Here is a 19,539-nt window from a genome sequence, read left to right as displayed (position 1 = left end):
ACCATGCTGATCGTCGGCGGAGGGCTCGGCGGGCTCTCCACCGGCTGCTACGCCCAGATGAACGGCTATCGCAGCAGGGTGCTGGAGATGCACGAGATCCCCGGCGGCTCCTGCACGGCCTGGGACCGGGGCGGCTTCACCCTCGACTGCTGTGTGAGCTGGCTGCTCGGCAGCGGGCCGGGCAACGAGATGCACCAGATCTGGCTGGAGCTCGGCGCGCTCCAGGGCAAGCGGATGCGCAACTTCGACGTGTTCAACACGGTACGCGGCCGGGACGGGCGGGCGGTCCACTTCTACTCCGATCCGGACCGCCTCGAAGCGCACCTGCTCGCCCTCTCCCCCGGCGACGCCCGGGTGATCCGCGACTTCTGCGCCGGGCTGCGGACCTTCCGCAAGGCACTGGTCCGCTATCCCTTCCTCACTCCGGTCGGGCTCATGGGCCGCCTGGAGCGCTGGCGGATGCTGGCGTCCCTGGCCCCCTACTTCAACGTGATCCGGCGCTCCATCGGCACGCTGATGCGGGACTACTCGCAGCGCTTCCGGGACCCGCTGCTGCGCGAGGCGTTCAACTTCATCCTGTACGAGAAGCATCCCAACTTCCCCGTGCTGCCGTTCTACTTCCAGCTCGCGGCGCACGCCGACGCCTCGGCCGGTGTCCCCGAGGGCGGCTCGCTGGGCCTGGCCCGCTCGGTCGAGGAGCGCTACCGGGGGCTCGGCGGCGAGGTCACGTACAACGCCAGGGTCGTGGAGATCCTGGTGGAGAACGACCGGGCGGCCGGGGTCCGGCTGAGCGACGGCACGGAGCTGCGGTCGGACATCGTGGTCTCCGCCTGCGACGGGCGCACCACGCTCCTCGACCTGCTGAAGGGCCGCTACCTCACCGACACGTACCGGGAGCTGTACACCCGGACCATCACGGAACCCGACATGGTCTTCCCCGGCTACCTCACGGTCTTCCTGGGGCTGCGCCGGCCCTTCCCGGACGGCGAGCCCTGCACCACGTACCTCCTGGAGGACGCGGTCGCGGAACGGCTCACCGGCATCCGGCATCCCAGCGTCAACGTGCAGTTCCGCAGCCGTCACTACCCGGAGCTGTCGCCGCCGGGCACCTCCGTGGTGTACGCCACGTACTTCTGCGACATCGCGCCGTGGCGGGAGCTGAGCACGGGTCCCGAGCAGTTCACCCGGATTCGCCGCGGCGAGGAGCTGCACACGCTGCCGGTCGGGCGCGGGCGCGACTACCAGCGCGCCAAGCGGCGGGTGCGGGACACGATCGTGGACTTCCTCGACGAGCGGCACCCCGGGCTGCGGGACGCCGTCGTGGTGCGGGACGTGTCCACCCCGCTCACCCAGGTCCGCTACACCGGCAACTACGACGGCACGGTGCTCGGCTGGCAGCCGTTCGTGGACAGCGGCGAGACCGTGGAGCAGGAGGTCAAGCGACACGGTCCGGGACTGCCGGGGCTCGCGGACTTCTATCTGTCCGGCGTCTGGGCCACCACCGGCGGCCTGATCCGGGCCGCGGCCTCGGGACGGCACGTCATGCATTTCGTCTGCCGCGACGACGGGCGGCCGTTCACCGCCTCCGTCGACGACAGCGCCCCTCTCCCCGTACAACTCATCGAACCCGCAGGAGCGGCCCCGTGAAGACCGAGAAGTGGATCGTCAGCGAGCACAACGACGGCGTGCCGGACGTCGACCGGATGTACGTGAAGGTGGTGGAGGAGCTCGACACCGACCTGGCCGAGGACGAGATGCTGCTGCGCACGCGGTACGTCTCCGTCGACCCGTACCTCCACGGGATCGCCCTGGACACCCCGGTGGGCGACCACATGGGCGCCGACTCGGTCATGGAGGTGCTGGCGGCCGGACCGCGGGCGATGTTCGGCGTCGGGGACCTCGTGCAGGGCTTCGGCGGCTGGCGCACCCACCTGGTGAGCAACGGCGCCGATGCGCTGTGGCAGACCGGCACGTTCCCGATGGTCTTCCCCGCGTACCGCAAGCTGGACCCGGCCCACTACGACGAGGCGCTGCCGCTGAGCACCGCGCTCGGCATCCTCGGCGGCGCCGGGATGACCGCGTGGGCCACCCTCACCACGTTCCTGGCCGTACGGCCCGGCGACACGGTCCTGATCAGCGGCGCGTCCGGCGCGATCGGCACGCTGGCCGGGCAGCTGGCGAAGCGGGCGGGTGCGCGGGTGGTGGGCACGACCGGTTCGCCGGAGAAGGCGGCGAGGCTGACGGCGCTCGGCTTCGACGCCGTCGTCGTCTTCCGGCACGGCGGGGACCCGGAGCAGCTCCGCGAGGACCTGGCGAAGGCGGCTCCTGACGGCGTCGACCGGTACTTCGACAACCTCGGCGGGGTCATCACCGACACGGTCTTCACGATGCTCACCGTGGACAGCCGGGTCGCGGTGTGCTGGCAGTGGGCGAGCCAGGTCGGCGGCGAGTGGACCGGGCCGCGGCTGCTGCCGTACATCATGTTCCCGCGCACGACGATCCGCGGGATCTTCGCGCTGGAGTGGTTCACCGAGGACAACTGGGCGGCGCTGCACGCCGAGCTGGGGCCGCTGGTGCGCGCAGGCGAGATCCGCTACCAGCAGACCGTGCACCACGGCTTCGACTCCATTCCCGCTGCCTACCGCAGCCTGTACACCGACCGCGCGGCGTCCTTCGGCAAGGTGCTGGTCGAGCTGTGAGGCGCGGACACACCCGGGCGCTCACGGAGGGCCCGAGCCCGGCCGACGCGCACGAGCCGGTCCTGCCGTATCCCGACGGCTGGTTCTCGGTGGCGTTCTCCTCGGAGGTGGTGCGGGGGGCGCTGCTGACCCGGCCGCTCCAGGGCGAGGACGTGGTGCTCTACCGGCTCCGCGACGGCGAGGTGCGGGCGGTCCGCCCGTACTGCCCGCACCTGGGGGCGCACCTCGGGCTCGGCGCGCTGAAGGGCGACGAACTCCTGTGTCCTTTCCACCGCTTCGCCTTCGGCCCGGACGGCGCCTGCACGCGGACGGGGTACGGCACGCCCCCGCCGCCGAACTCGGGCCTGACCCTGCTGCCGGTGCGCGAGGTCGACGGCGCCGTCTTCGTGTGGCGGCACCACGACGGACGGGCACCGGACTGGGAGCTCACGCCCTGGCACACGCTCGGGACGCGGGCCCCGCGGTCGGCCGCGTGGGAGATGGCGGGGCACAGCCAGGACGTGGTCGAGAACACGGTGGACATCGGACACTTCACGCCGCTGCACGGCTGGGGCGCGTCGGAGGTGGCCGAGCCGGCGGTCTTCGAGGGGCGATCCTTTCGGATCTCGGTGCGCTCCGAGGAGCGGGTCCCGCTGCTGGGCGCGAGTCCGCTGGAGGTGACGCTGGAGGGCAACGGGATCAGCCGGGTGCACGTGTGCACGGCGCTCCCTCGGTTCGGGGTGCGCACCTGTGCCGTATACACGACTACCATGATCGCGCCCGCGGCTTTCCAGCTGCGCCAGACGAGCCGCTTCGAGGTGGCCGAGCCGGCGGCCCTGCCGGCCCCGCTGGCCCGCTGGGTGAGCGGCTCGGTGCACCGCCTGCTGGCGGGTGTGATGTTCCGGGGCAACTGCGCTTTCGTGTCCCAGGACTTCCCTGTCTGGGCGACGAAGCGGTACGTGTCTCCGCCCCGGCTGGCCCGCGGCGACGGCCCGATCGGCCCGTTCCGCCACTGGGCCCGGCAGTTCTACCCGCCGGACCGGCTGCGGGCGCGGGTGCCGTCGTCGGTGGTGCGGGGAGCGGCGGGGCAAGCGGAGAGCGGGGTGACGTAGCCCGGCCGGCCACGCTCGGTATCTGCGGCGCGGTCGCCCGCAAAGCCGGCTGAGCGGCGGGGCGCGGTCAGACCGAGCAGCGCGTCGGGTCGATGACCCCGTCGGTGCCGGTCACCGTGACCGCCTCGGTGCGGTCCGCGGTAACGGCCGTGGCCGCGGTGCAGATGAGCTGCTGGCGGGCCACCTGGGAGAGCTTGGTGACCGGGATGCTCACGGTGGCCCGCACGCCTTCCTCCCTCAGCTCGACGGCCGCCCTCACATTGGCGCTGGGCAGCTCGGAGCGCAGTCCGGCGTCGCGCTCCGACCTGGTGGGCCCTTCGAAGAGCAGGTACAGCGCGGCCGACGCCCCGGTGGGCCGGTCGTCCTCCCAGAGCCCGTCGCCGCCGTCCTCCGGAGGGCTGACGGTGCGGACGACCGGTAGCAGCCGGGACGCCGACGAGGAGGACACGAAGTACAGCAGGGCGCCGCGCTGGCCGGCCGGGGCCACCTCCACGGTCGCCGGTTCGCCCGCCTCCACGACGTCCGTCGCGCGGATGCCGCACCCGGGGGCGAGCAGCAGTACGGGCAGCAGCGCGCCGAGCAGGCGCCCGCCCCTCACCGCTCCTCCAGCGGCAGGTCCACGGTGAACACCGCGCCGCCCCCGGGGCGGTTCGCCGCACGGACCGTCCCCCCGTGCAGCCGTACGTTCTCGTGCGCGATGGCGAGGCCGAGCCCGCTGCCCGCCGACCGGGTCCGCGCCGCGTCGGCCTTGTAGAACCGGTCGAAGATGTGCGGGAGCACCGCCGCGTCGATGCCCGGCCCGCTGTCCTCCACCTCCACGACGAGCCGGGCGCCTCCCCGTACCCGTACGGTGACGGGCTCCGCGCCGTGCCGCAGGGCGTTGCCGACCAGGTTGGCGACGACCACGTCGAAGCGGCGCGGGTCGAGCACCGCGCGCACACCGTCGGCGAGTTCGGTGGTGACGCGGTCCTCCCAGCGGCGGCCCTGGAGGGTCTTGCGGACGGTCTCGGCGACGTCGACCTCGTCCAGGTGCAGGTCGGCCGCGCCGGCGTCGAAGCGGGACATCTCCATCAGGTCCTCGACCAGGGTGGCCAGTTTGCCGGTCTCCGCGCTGATCAGGCGGACGGCGGCGGCGGTGTCGGGCCGCAGTTCACCGGCGTCCTCGTCCAGCACCTCGGTGACGGCGAGCATACCGGCGAGCGGGGTGCGCAGTTCGTGGGAGACGTCGGAGGCGAAGCGCCTGGCCCGCTCCTCGGCCCGGCGCAACTCCTCGACGGACTCCTGGAGCTTGGTGGACGACTCGTTGAACGTCCAGGCGAGGTCGGCGAGTTCGTCGGAGCCGCGCACCGTGATCCGGGTGTCGAGTTCACCTCTGCCGATGCCCGCCGCCGCCCGGCGCAGCTCGCGGACCGGGCGCAGGACGCTGCGGGCGGCGAGCAGCGCGGGCACCAGGGCGACGAGGAGGGCGGGCAGGGCGCCGTCGCGGGCGGCGGTGACCATGGCGGCCACATTGGCGTCCTCGGTGGACAGCGGCATCACGGCGTAGAGGAGGAGGCCGGTGGGCTGCCGGCCGTCACCCCGGTCGAAGAGGGCGGGCATGCCGACGGTGAGCCAGGGTTCGCCGTCCTTGACGACGCGCTGGAACGAGCCGTGGGTGCCGGCCCGGGTGGCCGTGCGCAGCCCGGCGGTGATCACCCCGGAGGAGGACCGGTCCGAGGAGGACGCCCGCAGCTCCCCGTACTCGGCGAACACGGTCCAGCCGCGCGCGCTGCCCGCGCGGGCCAGCGCGAGGCAGACCTGGCGCAGCTGATCGCTGTCCACGGGGAGGCTGACGGCCTGGGAGTTGATCCGGTCGCGGAACTGCGCGACGGCGGAGTCCTGCGCCTGCTGGAGGATCGCGGAGCGGGCCTCGCGGTAGGTGAGCGTGGCGGTGGTGGCGGCGCTGACGGCCGCGACGAACAGGAACGCCGCGACCAGCCGGGTGCGGAGGCCGAGCCGGGTCGCGAAGAGTTTCACGCGAGGGGTCCGAAGCGGTAGCCGAAGCCCCGGACCGTCTGGATGTAGCGAGGGCTGCCCGGGACGTCCTCGATCTTCTGGCGGAGGCGGCGGACGCAGGCGTCGACCAGCCGGGCGTCGCCGTGGTAGCTGTGCTCCCACACGTGCTCCAGGAGCTGCTGGCGGCTGAAGACCTGTTCGGGCGAGGCCGAGAGGTGGAGCAGCAGCTTCAGTTCCGAGGGGGCGAGGAGCAGCCGTTCGCCGGCCTTGGTGACGGCGAGGCCGGCGCGGTCGACGGTCAGTTCGCCGTGTGCCTCGGTGCCGCCGCGCCCGGCGGGGACGGCGAGGCGGCGGAGCACGGCCCGGATGCGGGCCTCGATGACCTCGGTACGGGCGGGTTTGACGATGTAGTCGTCGGCGCCGGCCTCCAGGCCCACGACGACGTCGAAGTCGTCACCGCGCGCGGTCAGCATGATCACGGGGAGCTGGCTGGTCTCCCGGATGCGGCGGCAGACCTGGACGCCGTTCATCCCGGGCAGCATCAGGTCGAGGAGGACCAGGTCCGGCCGGAACTCCCCTAGCGCGTCGAGCCCGGCCTCGCCCGTACCGACGGCCCGCAGTTCGTGGCCGCGCCTGCGCAGGCCCAGCTCGACCCCTTCGCGCACGGAGGGGTCGTCTTCTATGAGGAGCACGCGAGGCATGGCGTCAGTATCCCAGCGATCAGGACATGGATTCGAACGGGTGGGCGGGGCGAGGGCGGGCCGCTTCAGCCGCGCCGCAGCCGGCCCCGGGCGGCGTTCAGCGCGGCGCTCACCTCGGTGAGCCGCAGCGGCCGGGCCAGCCCCGCCACGACCAGCGCGAGGACGGCCGTCCCGGCCCCCAGCGCGGCGAAGTCCCCGAGGCCCGCGCCCTCCGTGTCGACGGCGCGTGCCGCCGCGTACGCCAGCGCACCCGCCGGCACGCACGCGGCGGCCAGCCGCACATGCGCCCACATCCCGGGCGAGCGGCCGAGCGAGGGGCGCGGCGCACCGCGCGGGGAGAGCCTGCGGTGCAGCACGTACGCGGTGACGGCGAAGCCGGTGAGCAGGGCCACGGAGTAGGCGCCCGCCATTCCGGTCACCGCCCAGCGCGCGGGCAGCGTCAGATAGGCGACGACCGAGAGTCCGGCGTTGAGGGCCGCGATGACCAGGTTCAGCAGGAACGGGGTGCGGGTGTCGCTCATCGCGTAGAACCCGCGCGAGAGCACGTACTGCCCGGAGAAGGCGATGAGCCCGGGGGCGAACGCGGCCATCATGCCCGCCATCACCGTGATGTCCGCCGGGTCCGTGCGCCCGTAGCCGAAGACCGCGCCCATCACCCAGGGCGCGAGCGCCAGCAGCAGCGCGGCGGCCGGGACCACCGCGGCGGCCGAGGTGCGCAGCGCGTACGAGAGGTCCCGGCGCACCCCGGCGAGGTCGCCGCCGGCCGCCGCCCGGCTCATGCGCGGCATCAGCGCGGTGACGAGGCTGACGGTCACGATGCCCTGCGGCACGACCCAGAGCTGGTAGGCGTAGCTGTACGCGGTGTAGCCGGCGCCGCCCGCGAGGTGCTGGTCCGCGGCGTGCTGGCCGCTCGCGGTGGAGAGGCGGGTGATCACCCAGTAGGCGGCCTGGTTGGTGAGGACGAGCAGGACCAGCCAGCCGGCGGCCCGCAGCGGCCGGGTCAGTCCGCTGCCGCGCCAGTCGAACCGGGGCCGCCAGCGGAACTTCGCGGCGCGCAGCGAGGGCACCAGGGCGAGGCTCTGCACGGCGATGCCGGCCGTGGTGCCCCAGCCGAGCCACTGCGCCTGCGCGGAGGTGAGGGTGCCGTCGGAGCTCGCCGCCGTCCAGAGGTAGAGCCCGAACACGGCGATGATCACGAGGTTGTTGAGGACCGGCGTCCACATCATCGCGCCGAACCGGTCGCGGGCGTTGAGGACCTGGCCGAGGAGCGTGAACAGGCCGTAGAAGAGGATCTGCGGCAGGCAGTACCGGGCCAGGGCGATGGTGAGTTCGGCCTGGTCGCCGTCGTAGGTGGGGGCGTACACCTGGATGATCAGCGGTGCGCCGAGGACGGCGAGCGCGGTGAGGGCGAGCAGGCCCGCCGTGCACAGGGTGAGCAGGCGGTCGGTGTACGCGGCCCCGCCATCGCTGTGCTCCTTGGCGGCCCGGACGAGTTCGGGGACGAACACCGCGTTGAGGGCGCCGCCGATGAGCAGCATGTAGAGGATGTTGGGCACGGTGTTGGCGACGGCGTACCCGTCGGCCCGCAGTCCGGTGCCGAGCGCGGCGACGACGACCGCCGAGCGTATGAACCCGGTGGCCCGCGAGACGATGGACCCGGCGGCCATCAGGGCGCCGCTGCGCAGCACGGAGCCGGAGCCGCGTGCGCCGCTCTCCTCGGGGGCCGCCGCCTCCGGGGCGGCTTCGGCGGCCGTCACCGGCGCGCCAGGTACGCCTGGAACGCCCGGTACAACGTGTTGTTGGCGGCTCCGCCCACCGATGTCTCCCACTCTCCGAGGGTCTCCACGACCTCCCCGCCGGTGCCCAGCTTCCAGCGCAGCAGCCCGAAGGGCCGGTCGCCGGGATCGAGGGTGGAGGATACCCCGCGCATGTCGTAGACATCGGCGCCGCCTTCGAGGGCGTCGCACATCATCCGCCACTGCAGGGCGTTGCTGGGGCGGACCTCGCGGCGGTGGTCGGCGGACGCGCCCGTCTGGTACCAGACCCGCCGGCCGGTGCTGATCAGGGTGTGGGCGGCCAGGATCTCACCGTCGTGCACGGCGAGGCAGAGCTTCATCCGGCCGGGCTCCTCGGCGTTGAGCGCGGCGTACTGGCGCTGGTAGTAGCCGAGCGAGCGGCCGAGCCGGAAGCCGTCGCGCTCCTCGGTGATCCTCAGCAGCCGGTGGAACTCGGGCAGTTCGGCTGCGCTCCCGGTCACGATCCGCACCCCGGCCTTGTGCGCGCGGCGGACGTTGCGGCGCCACTCCTGGTTGAGCCCGGACCACAGGTCGTCGGTGGTGCGCCCGGCGAGCGGCACCCGGAACACGTACCGGGGCTGGGCGTCCGCGTCCTCGCCGTCCCCGCCGCAGCGCCGCCAGCCGCGCGCCCGCAGCCGGTCGGCCACGGCGGCCCCGAGCGGGTCGACCTCGCTCGCCAGGACGTCGCCGACGGTGCGGCCGGGGCCGGTGGCGGCTTTGAGCCGGGCGCCGGTCCAGCGGCGGTAGGCGGGGCTGGGTCCGATGCGTACGGCGAACGCCCCGGCCGCGCGCAGGTGCGCGAGCAGGGGGCGCAGCCAGCGGTCCATTCCGGGGTCCGCCCAGTCGGCGGCCGGGCCCTCGGGAAGATAGGCGAAGTATTTCCGGGTGCCCGGGAATTGCCGGTAGAGGACGAGGGCACTGCCGTTCAGGGTGCCGTCCTCGTCGTGCCAGCCGAGCCTTTCCGAGGACCAGCCCTCTTTCACCCCGGCCCAGGACGGGTGCTGCAGAAAGCTGGCGTCGGCCCGCGTGGCCAGATGGGCTCGGTGCTCCGCCGCCGTGAGGCCGTGGATGCGCAGGTCCTGTTCCCTGCCGCGGTCTCCGGTCGCGAGCAGCGCTGACATGTCGGTGGCCCTCCCTCGTGGGCCCCGCGGTCTGCTCTGCGGGGCTGCACAGGATGCTCACAGCGGTCCGTGACGGGTCCGCGCGCCGAATGTGACCGGACGATGACCGTTGTGCCGCGCTTCCCGTCACACAGGGAATTCCTGGTTTTCCGAGGATTTACGGAACTTAGGCTCCGATGCGTTCCTCTTCACCGATGACCGGATACGACCCTGGAGGTTTTACGTTGATGCCCGCTTTCCTGACACCGGTGCGCCCGCGGCGCCCCGCACGGCTCGCGCTCATCGCCGGCTGCGCGGTGCTCGGCGTCACCCTCACGGCCTGTTCCGGGGGCGCCGCCGCTCCGGGCAAGGGCGGTGACTCCGCCCCCGAGAAGGCGGCGCCGGCCTCCATCTCGGTGAACCCGCACGGCGCCTCGGCCGTCGCGGGCCGGCCGGTGACGGTGACCCTCGCGGCCGGGAAGCTGCGCGAGGTGTCCGTCACGGCCGGCGAGGGCGGCGCGCTCACCGGCCGGATATCCGCCGATGGGCGGACCTGGACGTCCGACCGGGTGGCGGCGCCCGGCACCGCGTACCGCGTGGAGGCGCGCGACACCTCGGGCGGCAGCGACACGGCCTCGTTCACGACGAGGGCGGCGGACAAGGTGAACAAGCTGACGCTGGCGCCCGGCAAGAACACCACCGTGGGCATCGCCCAGCCGCTGTCGATCGTGTTCGACAACCCGGTCGAGGACAAGGCGGCCGTGGAGAAGGCCCTCAAGGTGTCCACCTCGAACCACACCGAGGGCTCCTGGGGCTGGCTGCGCGACTACTCGGGCCGCGACCGCGTCGACTGGCGTCCGAAGGAGTACTGGAAGTCCGGGACGCGCATCACGCTCGACGCCGAGCTGAACGGCGTCGACTCGGGCCCGGAGGGCGGCTTCTTCGTACGGGACTACGCGACGACGTTCACGGTGGGCGCGCGCCAGGTGGTGAAGGTGGACCTGGACCGGCACCGGCTGGCGCTGGAGCGGGACGGCCGCACGGTCATGGACGTGCCCGTGTCCGGCGGCACCCCGGGCGGCGACAAGCGGTCGTGGCGGGGGACGGCCGTGCTGATGGCGAAGGAGGGCACGATCAACATGCGCTCGGAGACGGTGGGCCTCGGGCACACGTACGACAAGATGGTCGACTACTCGATGCGGCTGACCTGGTCGGGCATGTACGCCCACGCCGCGCCGTGGAACGCGGCGTACTTCGGGCGGGCCAACCACAGCTCGGGATGTGTCGGGATGAGCGACGCGGACGCCGCCGCCCTCTACCGGCAGGCCCGCGTCGGTGACCCGTTCGAGATCACGGGCGCGGAGACCAAGGGCACGGTCGCGGAGGGCAACGGCTACGGGGCGTGGAACGTCTCGTGGGACGCGTGGCGGACGAGGAGCGCCCTCGGCTGACCGGTCCGCCGGCGCGCAGCTGACCTTCTTCCCGTGTGCGAGAAGTGATCACCGGCTGCTGCCGGGCGGACCTTGCTCCCGTCCTTCTACCGCCCTCCCGGCACGAGCGTGCCGGGCTGCGCCGGTCCGACGCCCACCGCCTCCGTCTTCGGATTGCGCCGTTGCCGCCTCGCCACCCAGGTGGCGAACCAGGAGAGCAGCATGCACATCCCGATGTAGATCGGTGAGATCACCATCACCACGGGGATGAAAGGCAGATCGTAGTCCAGATTGGAGGCGATGAGCTTGCCCGCGTGGAGGAATTCCTCGTACGTGATGAGGTAGCCGAGCGAGGTGTCCTTCAGGGCCACCACCAGCTGGCTGATGATGGTGGGCAGCATCGCACGGATCGCCTGCGGCGCCAGGACGAAGGTGGTGACCTGGGTCTTGCGCATGCCCAGCGCGTACGCCGCCTCGCGCTGGCCGCGCTCCACGGAGTTGATGCCGGTGCGGAACACCTCGGCGAGCACCGAGCCGTTGTAGAGCGTCAGTCCGGCGACCAGCGCGGGCAGCGGCTGCACCTTCAGCGCCACGAAGATGAAGAAGATCATCACCAGTACGGGCATGGCGCGGAAGAACTCGACGAGGACCGTCGCCACCCAGCGCACCGGGCGGTGTGCGGACAGCCGCCCGACCGCGAGGACGGCGCCGAGGACCAGGGACAGGACGGCGGCGTACGCGAACGCCTTGAGGGTGTTGGCGAGTCCGCGCAGCAGCAGTTCCTGGATGCCCTCGTACTCGAAGGGCGTCCACTTGGCCGCGGTGAACTGGTCGGTGTCGAAGAGGAGGTAGATCACCCAGCCGATCAGGGCGAGGATGAGGGCCGTCGCCACGATTCCGTAGAGGCGGTGCCGTTTACGGGTGTGCGGCCCGGGGATGTCGTACAAGGCGCTGGCGGTGGGGGCGGAACGGGCGGTCATCGGGCGACTCCCCAGCGCTTTTCCATGACGTGGAAGAGCGCGCTGATGGCGAGGGTGATGATCAGGTATCCCACGGCGATCCACACGAAGGTCCAGATGATGCTGTACCCCAGCTCGTTGAGGGTCTTGTAGGTGCCGAGGAGTTCGGTGACGCTGAACGCGCCGGCGATCGCCGAGTTCTTGGCGAGTGCGATGAGCGTGGAGCCGATCGGCGGGATCACCGAGCGGAAGGCCTGGGGCAGCACGATGGCGCCGAGGCTCTGCCCGAAGGTCATCCCGAGACTGCGGGCCGCCTCGCCCTGCCCGGTGGGCACGGTGTTGATGCCGGAGCGCAGCACCTCGCAGATGAACGCGGAGGTGTAGCAGCCGAGCGCGAGGATCGCGAACACGTTGAACGGCAGGACGAGCCCGAAGCGCGGCAGGCCGAGGAGCACGGCGAAGAAGAGCAGGGTGAGCGGGGTGTTGCGCAGGACCGTCACCCATACGGTGCCGAACACGCGGAGCGAGCCGACGGGCGCCACCCGGAAGGAAGCCATGACGAAGCCGAGGACCAGGGCCAGGATCGAGGCCCAGACGGTGAGTTCGACGGTGCCGAGGAAGCCCTTGCCGTAGAGCGAGAAGTTGTCGGTGAGTACGTCCATGGGGAGGGGCCGTCCTCTCAGTTGGCCGGGTAGCGGTCGATGGGCGGCGGCTCGGGCGCGGGCGCGCCGGAGAGGCCGAGGGTCGCCTCGAACGCCTTCTTCCAGTTGCCGTTCTTCTCGTTCTCCTCCAGCGCGTCGTTGAGTGCGGAGCGCAGCGCGTCGTCGCCGCGCGGGACCCCGATGCCGTAGGGCTCCTCGGAGAAGGGCTTGCCGACGACCTTCATCTCGTCGGGCGCCTTGGCGGCGAAGCCGAGCAGGATCGCGTCGTCCGTGGTGACGACGTCGACCTGGAACGTCAGCAGGTTGTCGACGCAGATCGAGTAGGTGTCGTACGCGACCAGCTTCGCCCTCGGGTAGTCGGCGGCGATCCGCTGGTAGGGGGTCGAGCCCGCGGCCGAGCAGACGGTCTTGCCGGCCAGGTCCTGCGGGCCGTGGATGTCGTCCTCGTCGGTGCGCACCAGGAGTCCCTGGCCCGCCATGTAGTACGGGCCGGCGAAGCCGACGAGCTTCTTGCGCATGTCGTTGATGGTGTAGGTGCCGACGTAGTAGTCGATCTGCCCGTTCTGCAGGGCGGTCTCGCGGTTGGCGGAGGCGATCGTCTTGAAGCGGATCGTCTTCGGGTCGAAGCCCAGCGAGGCGGACATCATGCGGGCGATCTCGATGTCGAAGCCGGAGTAGAGGCCGGTCGCGGGGTCCTTCTCGCCCAGGTAGGGCTGGTCCTCCTTGGCGCCGACCCGCAGGTAGCCGCGCTTCTTCGCGTTCCGCCAGGTCCGGGAGTCCGGCAGCCGGAAGTCCTTGTCGACCTGGTAGACGGGCAGTTGGTCGGCCTTGGGGCCCTTGACGGGCGGGCTGCCCTCCTTGCCGCAGGCGGCGGCGAAGAGGGCGAGCAGGAGGCCGGCCCAGAGGGCCAGCAGTTTCCTCGTACGCAACTCAGGGCCTCCCGTCAGTGCTTGAGGATCTTGGACAGGAAGTCCTTGGCCCGGTCGCTCTCCGGGGAGGTGAAGAAGTCCTCCGGGGTGCGGTCCTCGACGATGCAGCCGTCGGCCATGAAGACGACCCGGTTGGCGGCGGAGCGGGCGAAGCCCATCTCGTGGGTGACGACGACCATGGTCATGCCCTCGCGGGCGAGCTGCCGCATCACTTCGAGGACTTCGTTGATCATCTCCGGGTCGAGCGCCGAGGTCGGCTCGTCGAACAGGAGCGCCTTGGGGTCCATGGCGAGGGCGCGGGCGATGGCGACGCGCTGCTGCTGCCCGCCGGAGAGCTGGGCGGGGAACTTGTCGGCGTGCGCGCCGAGGCCCACCCGGTCCAGGAGTTCGCGGGAGCGCTGGTCCGCCTCGTCCTTCTTCCGCTTGCGCACCTTGACCTGGGCCAGGGAGACGTTGGCGAGGACGCTCTTGTGGGCGAAGAGGTTGAACGACTGGAAGACCATGCCGACTTCGGCCCTCAGCTGGGCCAGTCCCCGGCCCTCCTCGGGGAGGGGTCTGCCGTCGATGGTGATGTGGCCCGACTCGATGGTCTCCAGCCGGTTGACGGTCCGGCAGAGCGTCGACTTCCCGGAGCCGGACGGGCCGATGACCACCACCACCTCCCCGCGGCCGACGGTGAGATTGATGTCCTGCAGTACGTGCAACTTTCCGTAGTACTTGTTGACGTCTCGCAGCTCGATCAACGGATCGACGGCCATACGCTGCCCTACCCACTTGTCGCTCGGTCGAGGTCAGCGCAAACTAACCAGCCCGGCAAGGGACTTCCCGACCGACACGCACCAATGGGGCATAAGGCGTTTTATCTCTTCGCGCGTTGGCCGCGCCCCCGGGTCACCCCTCGGCTGACTCCGCGTACACCTGGGAGAGTTCGGGGCTGCCGGACATGGCCCAGTCGAGGCCCGCCTCGACCACGTCGATCTCGCGGCCCGAGGCGAGCCGCACGACGGGCTGACCGCTCGGCCAGATGTGCCAGTGCGCCCCGGCGACGTTGCGCACCAGGACCGTGCCGAGGTAGAGCCCGGCGTCGTTGCCCAGCCAGGGCAGCTCCTCCGGATCGTCGCGCCAGCGCGGCACCAGCTGGTCGAGGGCCGTCAAGGAGGCCGGGCTGTCGTCCAGTTCGATACCGCGCTCCCCCACCCGGACCCGGAGCAGCTCGCATTCGGCGAGCAGCTCGGCCACGCCCTCCGGATCGGCGTCGACGGCGCCCGCGAGCCCCGTCTTCCGCGTCCCGTCGTGACGCTTGCGCCAGTTGTCCAAGAAAGGGATGTTCATACCGCTCAGAATCGCATCCCCGCACGCCCGCGCACCACAGGGCGCGCGGCCTGTCATTCGGCTTCCCAACACCGCGTGGTCACCGTGTGTTCACGCGGCGCGGGGCACCGGCTCCGCTCAGAGGTCGAGGTCCACGACCACCGGGGCGTGGTCGGAGGCGCCCTTGCCCTTGCGCTCCTCGCGGTCCACGTAGCTGTCCCGCACGGCGCCGGTGAAGGGGGCGTTGCCGTAGACGAGGTCGATGCGCATGCCCTTGTTCTTCGGGAAGCGCAGCTCGCGGTAGTCCCAGAAGGTGTACGGACGGTCGTACTTCAGGGGGCGGGGCATGACGTCGGACAGGCCCTCGGCGCGGAGCGCGGCCAGCGCTTCGCGCTCGGCGGGCGTGACGTGCGTGGCCCCCTCGAAGAGGGCCGGGTCCCAGACGTCCTCGTCGGCCGGGGCCACGTTGAAGTCGCCGAGCACGGCGAACGGGGCCGCACCGGCGGCGTCGGCGGCCACCGCCTTGCGCAGCGCCTCCAGCCAGCGCAGCTTGTAGGCGTAGTGCTCGTGGGCGACCTCGCGGCCGTTGGGCACGTACACCGACCAGAGGCGCACCGGGCCGCAGGTCGCGCTGATCGCGCGGGGCTCCTGCACCGTCTCGTACACCGGCCCGTCCGGCAGGCCGAGGACGATGTCGGACAGGCCGACGCGGGAGAGCAGCGCCACGCCGTTCCACCGCCCGTTGGCGTTGACCGCGGACTCGTAGCCCGCCTCGCGGAGCGCGTCGGCGGGGAACTGCTCGGCGGTGCACTTGGTCTCCTGGAGGCACAGCACATCGGTGCCGCTGCTCTCCAGCCAGGCCAGCAGCCTCGGCAGGCGGGCGGTGATCGAGTTGACGTTCCAGGTGGCGATACGCATGTACGCAAACCTAACGCCTGCCACTGACAGCCGCCGGGGCGGCGGCCGTCACAGACCCGTCGAGTCGCCCGGTGTCATCCGGCCGTGGTCACAGCCGCCCAGCTCGCCGATCTGCCGGTCGTAGATCGGCCGGGCCAGGTCGGTGAGGAGCGCGTCGTGGATGTCGATCGCGCGGCGCGGCTTCACCTCGCGCACGTAGTCGATGACCTCGGAGATCTTGTTCCACGGGGCCATCACCGGCAGCAGCAGCGTGTCGACGGCCCGGCCCGGCACCGTCAGGGCGTCCCCGGGGTGGAAGACCTGGCCGTCGGCCAGGAAGCCGATGTTCGTGACGCGCGGGATGTCCGGGTGGATCACCGCGTGGAGTTCGCCGTGCACCTCGATGTCGAACCCGGCGGCCGAGAAGGTGTCGCCGTGACCGACCGTGTGCACCCGGCCCGGGAACGCCGCGCTCAGCCGCTCCGCGACGCTGCGCAGGGTCCAGACCCGGGCCGCCGGGTCGGCCTCCAGGCCGGCCCGGATGCGCCCCTCGTCGAAGTGGTCGGGGTGCTCGTGCGTCACGAGGATCGCCTCGGCCCCGATCGACGCGTCGCCCTCGGAGAAGCCGCCGGGGTCGATGACGAGCGTGCGCCCGTCCTTCTCCAGGCGGATGCAGGAGTGCGACTGCTTGGTCAGGGTCGGCGCGGCGTGCTCGGTGTGGCTGCTCATGTCTCCATCCTGCTACGCGGGCGGCGTCGTTTCCGCCCGAATCACCGACTGCGCGATCGTGAAGGCGGCGCTCGCGGCCGGAATCCCGCAGTAGACGGCCGTCTGCATCAGCACCTCGCGGATCTCGGTGGGCGTGAGTCCGTTGCGCAGGGCGGCCCTGGTGTGCGCGGCCAGGCTCTCCATGCGCCCGGAGGCGACGAGCGCGGTGAGCGTGACAGTGGAGCGGGTGCGCCGGTCCAGCCCGTCGCGGCTCCACACCTCGCCCCAGGCGTACCGGGTGACCAGCTCCTGGAAGTCCCCGGTGAAGTCGTCGTCGGCGGCCAGGACCTCGTCCACCTGGGCATCGCCCAGCACCTCGCGCCGCAGCCGCATGCCCGGCGCGTACGGGTCGGGGCGACCGCCGGCCGCGGCCTCGGGGGCCGGTCCGGCGGGGGCGATCTCCGCGACGGGCTGGACGGGGGCGGTGAGCCGGGGCACGGAGTCGGGCATCGGGATGGCCGCCTGGGTGTCCTGCCAGGCGGTGGAGAAGTGGGTGAGCAGGAGATCGGTGACCGCCCCGGGCTGCTCGACGGGCGCGAGGTGCGAGGCTCCGGGCACCAGGGCGAGCCGGGCGTCCGGGATACCCGCGACCAGGGTGCGCGCGTCGCCGGGCCCGGTCACCCGGTCCTCCGCCCCGACCACGACGAGGGTGGGGACGGGGACGCGGCTCAGCTCCGTACGGACGTCGAACGCGGCCAGGGCCTCGCAGGCGGCGATGTAGCACCCGGGGTCGGTGGTCCGCACCATCTGGACGGCCCACTCCACGATGGCGGGCTGCGCCGCGGCGAAGGCGGGCGTGAACCAGCGCTCGGGCGCGGTCCGCGCCATGGGCTCCAGGCCGTTCGTACGGACGATGACGCCGCGCTGCCGGAACTCGTCCGCGCTGCCGAACCGGGCCGAGGACGCCACCAGTGCGAGCGCGGCCACCCGGTGCGGGTGCCGCAGCGCCAGGTCCGCGCCGATCGCCCCGCCGATGGAGCACCCCGCGTACCCGAACCGCTGGACCCCGACCCCGTCGAGCGTGGCGAGCAGCCGGTCGCCCAGCTCCGTCACGGCGGTCGCGGGCCGGGCGGGGGCGCCGCCGTGACCGGGCAGGTCGTACCGGAAGACTCTCCAGTGCCGGGTGAGCTCGGGTATCTGGCGGTCCCACATGTGCCAGGTGGTGCCGAGTGAGGGGCCGATGACCAGGACCGGGGCGTCTTCCGGCCCGTCAAAGCGGTATTGCAGGGTGTTCGGCGGTGTATCACTCACGCCCCGCACCCTCTCACGTCTCCCGGACGCCCCTGAAACGCGGGGGTGAGGCCCACCGGTCTGACCAGGTCGGAGACCTCGCGGGCTGCGTATCGCTCGAGGCATCGGATGATCGCGGAGTCCTTGGCGAGCCTGTGATCCGGGCGCTGTGCACCGGACCGTCGCCGGTCTTCGCCCGTGCCCGGGCACGACCGCTGAGCACGGCGCAACCGTCCCACCGCTTCCGGCACAGCGGCGCAACCCGATCGCAGCCGGGTGGCGCCGTCCGAACCGGCACGCGACCTGCGCTGGGCACGCCGTCAGGGTGTCGGCTTCCCGCCCCTCGTGAGCGGTATCGACGGACAGGCCTGTGGCCCGCCTCGCCCGAGACGAACGCCGCGGGCCTGTATCCTTGGTTGCGAAGTCCGGCGCGTATAAGCATGTCGAAACAGCGTCCGTCTCCCGAGTCGACTCGGGAGACGGGCGCTGTTTTTTTGTTGCCGGTCTCCGTATCGAGCGACGAGGAACTGCACTGTGAGCGACAACCCCTTCCGCACCTACCTGCCCCGCACCCCGAAGGAGTCCGTGGTGTTCATGCTGGTCATCGCCGTGGTCTCGGTGAACACCATCCCGGTGGTGATCGGCGGCCTGACCTCCGGCTTCACCCTGGCCATGTGGACCGGTCTGCTGCGGGTGATGCCTGTCCTGCTGGTCGCGGTCGTGGCCGTCGTCCTGCTGACGATGAAGCCCGCCCAGCTGCTCACCTCGCGGCTCGTGCGCCCGGGCGACAGCTTCCGCGCCCATATGATCTTGCACGCGCTGTGCAGCGTGCTGCTGATCTCCCTCGGGATGACGGTGGTCGGCACGTGGATCGGCGCGCGGCAGATCTCCACCGCGCCCCTTGAGCAGTTCGCACACCTGTGGCCGCGGAACTGCACCATCGCGTTCCTCATCGAGGCGCTGCTCGCCCAGCCGGTCGCCCGGCAGGTCATGCGCCTCCACCACCAGCGCGTCGACGCCCGCGCCGCGCTCGCAGCGGCCTGACAGTCGCAGCCGGCACCCTGAACGAGGGGTTGTGCCGGCCGGGAGTCCCCGCCGGCGTCGCTCTGCCAGGAACGAAGGCGAGCGATGACGGCCGCGGCACTCCGGCCCGCGGCACGCGCCCCTCACTCCTCTCTCAGTCCTCGCCATAGTCGTGGTCGGGGTGGTCGGCCTCGCCCACGCGCCAGTAGCCGCGCGTGGTCACCTGCGAGCGCGGCCGCACCCGGTCGACGAGGAGGTACGACCGGGCCTTGCGGACCGCCGATGCCTCGCAGGCGATCCAGACGTGTGCGTCGTCCGCGAGGCGAGCCCGGTGGAGCGCGTCGACGAGGGCGGCGCCCGGCTCGCCCGCCCGGTCGTGCCAGGTCACCTCGACCCCGGCGGACGCTGGCAGGGCGATGCGGTCCTCGGGGCCCTCGGCCTCCAGGTGCACCTGACCGGTGACGCCGTCCGGCAGCGCTTCGAGCAGCGTGGCGATCGCGGGCAGGGCGCTCTCGTCGCCGCCGATCCACCAGGAGGTCGCCGTCGGATCGACGGAGAAGCGGCCGCCCGGGCCGCCGATGGCGGCACGGCTGCCGGGCGCTGCCAGCGCGGCCCGCCGCGCGGCCGGCCCGTCGCCGTGCAGAACGAACCAGACCTCGAGGGTGCCGGCCTCGGCGTCGAAGCGTCGGGGCGTGTACGTCCGCATCACCGGCCGGCCACCGGGCCATGCGAGGCGGCCGTCCGGGCCGGCCACCGGCCGCGCGACGTTGCCGTCGGCGTCGGGCAGGAAGAGCTTGATGTGCGCCGTCGGTGCGGGCTCGGCGAACCCGGTGAGGGACTCGCCGGCGAACACCACCGACACCATGCGCGGGGTCAGCGGCCTGACGTCGACGACCTCGACCTGGCGCGGCGGCCGGCGGCGCGGGCCACCAGGACGTCCCGGGCCAC

General features: G+C 72.1%; 19 protein-coding genes. 5 read left to right on the top strand and 14 right to left on the bottom strand.

The genetic code is table 11. The features are described from left to right. Window positions 1–3 precede the first annotated feature (3 nt). Genes FKN01_RS24805 through FKN01_RS24795 form a run of 3 tightly spaced genes read left to right on the top strand, consistent with a single transcriptional unit; the run spans window position 4 to window position 3,790 of the window. Entirely contained in the window at window positions 4–1,647 is a 1,644-nt protein-coding gene (locus tag FKN01_RS24805) for an NAD(P)/FAD-dependent oxidoreductase (RefSeq protein ID WP_143624285.1), read from the top strand. Continuing rightward, window positions 1,644–2,699 (top strand): NADP-dependent oxidoreductase, encoded by a 1,056-nt coding sequence (locus tag FKN01_RS24800; RefSeq protein ID WP_143624256.1) that lies wholly within the window; start codon window positions 1,644–1,646, stop codon window positions 2,697–2,699. The genes FKN01_RS24805 and FKN01_RS24800 overlap by 4 nt, the downstream gene beginning before the upstream one ends. Further along, window positions 2,696–3,790: a Rieske 2Fe-2S domain-containing protein gene (locus FKN01_RS24795; RefSeq protein ID WP_143624254.1), complete on the top strand. Its 1,095-nt coding sequence runs from the start codon at window positions 2,696–2,698 to the stop codon at window positions 3,788–3,790. The genes FKN01_RS24800 and FKN01_RS24795 overlap by 4 nt, the downstream gene beginning before the upstream one ends. Before the next feature lie 67 nt (window positions 3,791–3,857). On the opposite strand, the gene FKN01_RS24790 is transcribed toward FKN01_RS24795, so the two are convergent. The 5 genes from FKN01_RS24790 to FKN01_RS24770 form a co-directional block, all read right to left on the bottom strand. Further along, on the bottom strand, window positions 3,858–4,388 hold the full coding sequence (locus tag FKN01_RS24790) for a hypothetical protein (RefSeq protein WP_143624252.1): 531 nt from the start codon (window positions 4,386–4,388) through the stop codon (window positions 3,858–3,860). Next, window positions 4,385–5,806 (bottom strand): HAMP domain-containing sensor histidine kinase, encoded by a 1,422-nt coding sequence (locus FKN01_RS24785; RefSeq protein WP_143624250.1) that lies wholly within the window; start codon window positions 5,804–5,806, stop codon window positions 4,385–4,387. The genes FKN01_RS24790 and FKN01_RS24785 overlap by 4 nt, the downstream gene beginning before the upstream one ends. After that, entirely contained in the window at window positions 5,803–6,486 is a 684-nt protein-coding gene (locus tag FKN01_RS24780; RefSeq protein WP_143624248.1) for a response regulator transcription factor, read from the bottom strand. Before FKN01_RS24780 ends, FKN01_RS24785 begins: the two co-directional genes overlap by 4 nt. A gap of 65 nt (window positions 6,487–6,551) precedes the next feature. Further along, window positions 6,552–8,243 (bottom strand): murein biosynthesis integral membrane protein MurJ, encoded by a 1,692-nt coding sequence (gene murJ / locus FKN01_RS24775; RefSeq protein ID WP_143624245.1) that lies wholly within the window; start codon window positions 8,241–8,243, stop codon window positions 6,552–6,554. Beyond that, entirely contained in the window at window positions 8,240–9,403 is a 1,164-nt protein-coding gene (locus FKN01_RS24770) for a peptidoglycan bridge formation glycyltransferase FemA/FemB family protein (RefSeq protein WP_143624243.1), read from the bottom strand. The genes murJ and FKN01_RS24770 overlap by 4 nt, the downstream gene beginning before the upstream one ends. A 227-nt stretch (window positions 9,404–9,630) precedes the next feature. Between FKN01_RS24770 and FKN01_RS24765 the strand changes: the two genes are divergently transcribed. After that, a complete protein-coding gene (locus FKN01_RS24765; protein ID WP_185992971.1) occupies window positions 9,631–10,833 on the top strand; it encodes an Ig-like domain-containing protein in 1,203 nt (400 codons plus the stop codon). 86 nt (window positions 10,834–10,919) lie between these two features. Here FKN01_RS24765 and FKN01_RS24760 read toward each other — a convergent pair whose 3' ends face one another. From FKN01_RS24760 to FKN01_RS24725, 8 genes are all read right to left on the bottom strand, one after another. Next, on the bottom strand, window positions 10,920–11,792 hold the full coding sequence (locus FKN01_RS24760) for an amino acid ABC transporter permease (RefSeq protein ID WP_143624239.1): 873 nt from the start codon (window positions 11,790–11,792) through the stop codon (window positions 10,920–10,922). Continuing rightward, window positions 11,789–12,433 (bottom strand): amino acid ABC transporter permease, encoded by a 645-nt coding sequence (locus FKN01_RS24755; protein ID WP_143624237.1) that lies wholly within the window; start codon window positions 12,431–12,433, stop codon window positions 11,789–11,791. The genes FKN01_RS24760 and FKN01_RS24755 overlap by 4 nt, the downstream gene beginning before the upstream one ends. Window positions 12,434–12,450: 17 nt before the next feature. Next, complete coding sequence (locus FKN01_RS24750; protein WP_143624236.1) at window positions 12,451–13,362, bottom strand: glutamate ABC transporter substrate-binding protein; 912 nt, start codon at window positions 13,360–13,362, stop codon at window positions 12,451–12,453. A 14-nt stretch (window positions 13,363–13,376) separates the two neighbouring features. Next, on the bottom strand, window positions 13,377–14,120 hold the full coding sequence (locus FKN01_RS24745; RefSeq protein WP_143624234.1) for an amino acid ABC transporter ATP-binding protein: 744 nt from the start codon (window positions 14,118–14,120) through the stop codon (window positions 13,377–13,379). Window positions 14,121–14,253: 133 nt separating this feature from the next. Next, entirely contained in the window at window positions 14,254–14,694 is a 441-nt protein-coding gene (locus FKN01_RS24740) for a DUF6278 family protein (protein ID WP_143624233.1), read from the bottom strand. A gap of 117 nt (window positions 14,695–14,811) precedes the next feature. Further along, a complete protein-coding gene (locus FKN01_RS24735) occupies window positions 14,812–15,591 on the bottom strand; it encodes an exodeoxyribonuclease III (RefSeq protein ID WP_143624231.1) in 780 nt (259 codons plus the stop codon). A gap of 48 nt (window positions 15,592–15,639) precedes the next feature. Beyond that, on the bottom strand, window positions 15,640–16,299 hold the full coding sequence (locus FKN01_RS24730; protein WP_143624229.1) for an MBL fold metallo-hydrolase: 660 nt from the start codon (window positions 16,297–16,299) through the stop codon (window positions 15,640–15,642). Window positions 16,300–16,311: 12 nt separating this feature from the next. Next, window positions 16,312–17,589, bottom strand: a complete 1,278-nt coding sequence (locus tag FKN01_RS24725) for an alpha/beta fold hydrolase (RefSeq protein ID WP_143624227.1) — start codon at window positions 17,587–17,589, stop codon at window positions 16,312–16,314. 513 nt (window positions 17,590–18,102) lie between these two features. On the opposite strand from FKN01_RS24725, the gene FKN01_RS24715 reads away from it, so the two are divergent. Further along, on the top strand, window positions 18,103–18,612 hold the full coding sequence (locus FKN01_RS24715) for a hypothetical protein (protein WP_221939378.1): 510 nt from the start codon (window positions 18,103–18,105) through the stop codon (window positions 18,610–18,612). A 133-nt stretch (window positions 18,613–18,745) separates the two neighbouring features. Here FKN01_RS24715 and FKN01_RS24710 read toward each other — a convergent pair whose 3' ends face one another. Beyond that, on the bottom strand, window positions 18,746–19,456 hold the full coding sequence (locus FKN01_RS24710) for a siderophore-interacting protein (protein ID WP_221939377.1): 711 nt from the start codon (window positions 19,454–19,456) through the stop codon (window positions 18,746–18,748). Window positions 19,457–19,539: the final 83 nt, after the last annotated feature.

It is taken from the genome of Streptomyces sp. 130, assembly GCF_007096885.1.
GTDB lineage: Bacteria > Actinomycetota > Actinomycetes > Streptomycetales > Streptomycetaceae > Streptomyces.
This window is presented reverse-complemented; position numbering and strand designations above follow the sequence as displayed.

Coding starts and splice junctions, on each gene's coding strand:
- FKN01_RS24805 (WP_143624285.1), top strand. CDS start 4: ATGCTGATCGTCGGCGGAGGGCTCGGCGGGCTCTCCACCGGCTGCTAC.
- FKN01_RS24765 (WP_185992971.1), top strand. CDS start 9,631: ATGCCCGCTTTCCTGACACCGGTGCGCCCGCGGCGCCCCGCACGGCTC.
- FKN01_RS24760 (WP_143624239.1), bottom strand. CDS start 11,792: ATGACCGCCCGTTCCGCCCCCACCGCCAGCGCCTTGTACGACATCCCC.
- FKN01_RS24780 (WP_143624248.1), bottom strand. CDS start 6,486: ATGCCTCGCGTGCTCCTCATAGAAGACGACCCCTCCGTGCGCGAAGGG.
- FKN01_RS24755 (WP_143624237.1), bottom strand. CDS start 12,433: ATGGACGTACTCACCGACAACTTCTCGCTCTACGGCAAGGGCTTCCTC.
- FKN01_RS24710 (WP_221939377.1), bottom strand. CDS start 19,456: ATGGTGTCGGTGGTGTTCGCCGGCGAGTCCCTCACCGGGTTCGCCGAG.
- FKN01_RS24735 (WP_143624231.1), bottom strand. CDS start 15,591: ATGCGTATCGCCACCTGGAACGTCAACTCGATCACCGCCCGCCTGCCG.
- FKN01_RS24740 (WP_143624233.1), bottom strand. CDS start 14,694: ATGAACATCCCTTTCTTGGACAACTGGCGCAAGCGTCACGACGGGACG.
- FKN01_RS24770 (WP_143624243.1), bottom strand. CDS start 9,403: ATGTCAGCGCTGCTCGCGACCGGAGACCGCGGCAGGGAACAGGACCTG.
- FKN01_RS24745 (WP_143624234.1), bottom strand. CDS start 14,120: ATGGCCGTCGATCCGTTGATCGAGCTGCGAGACGTCAACAAGTACTAC.
- FKN01_RS24730 (WP_143624229.1), bottom strand. CDS start 16,299: ATGAGCAGCCACACCGAGCACGCCGCGCCGACCCTGACCAAGCAGTCG.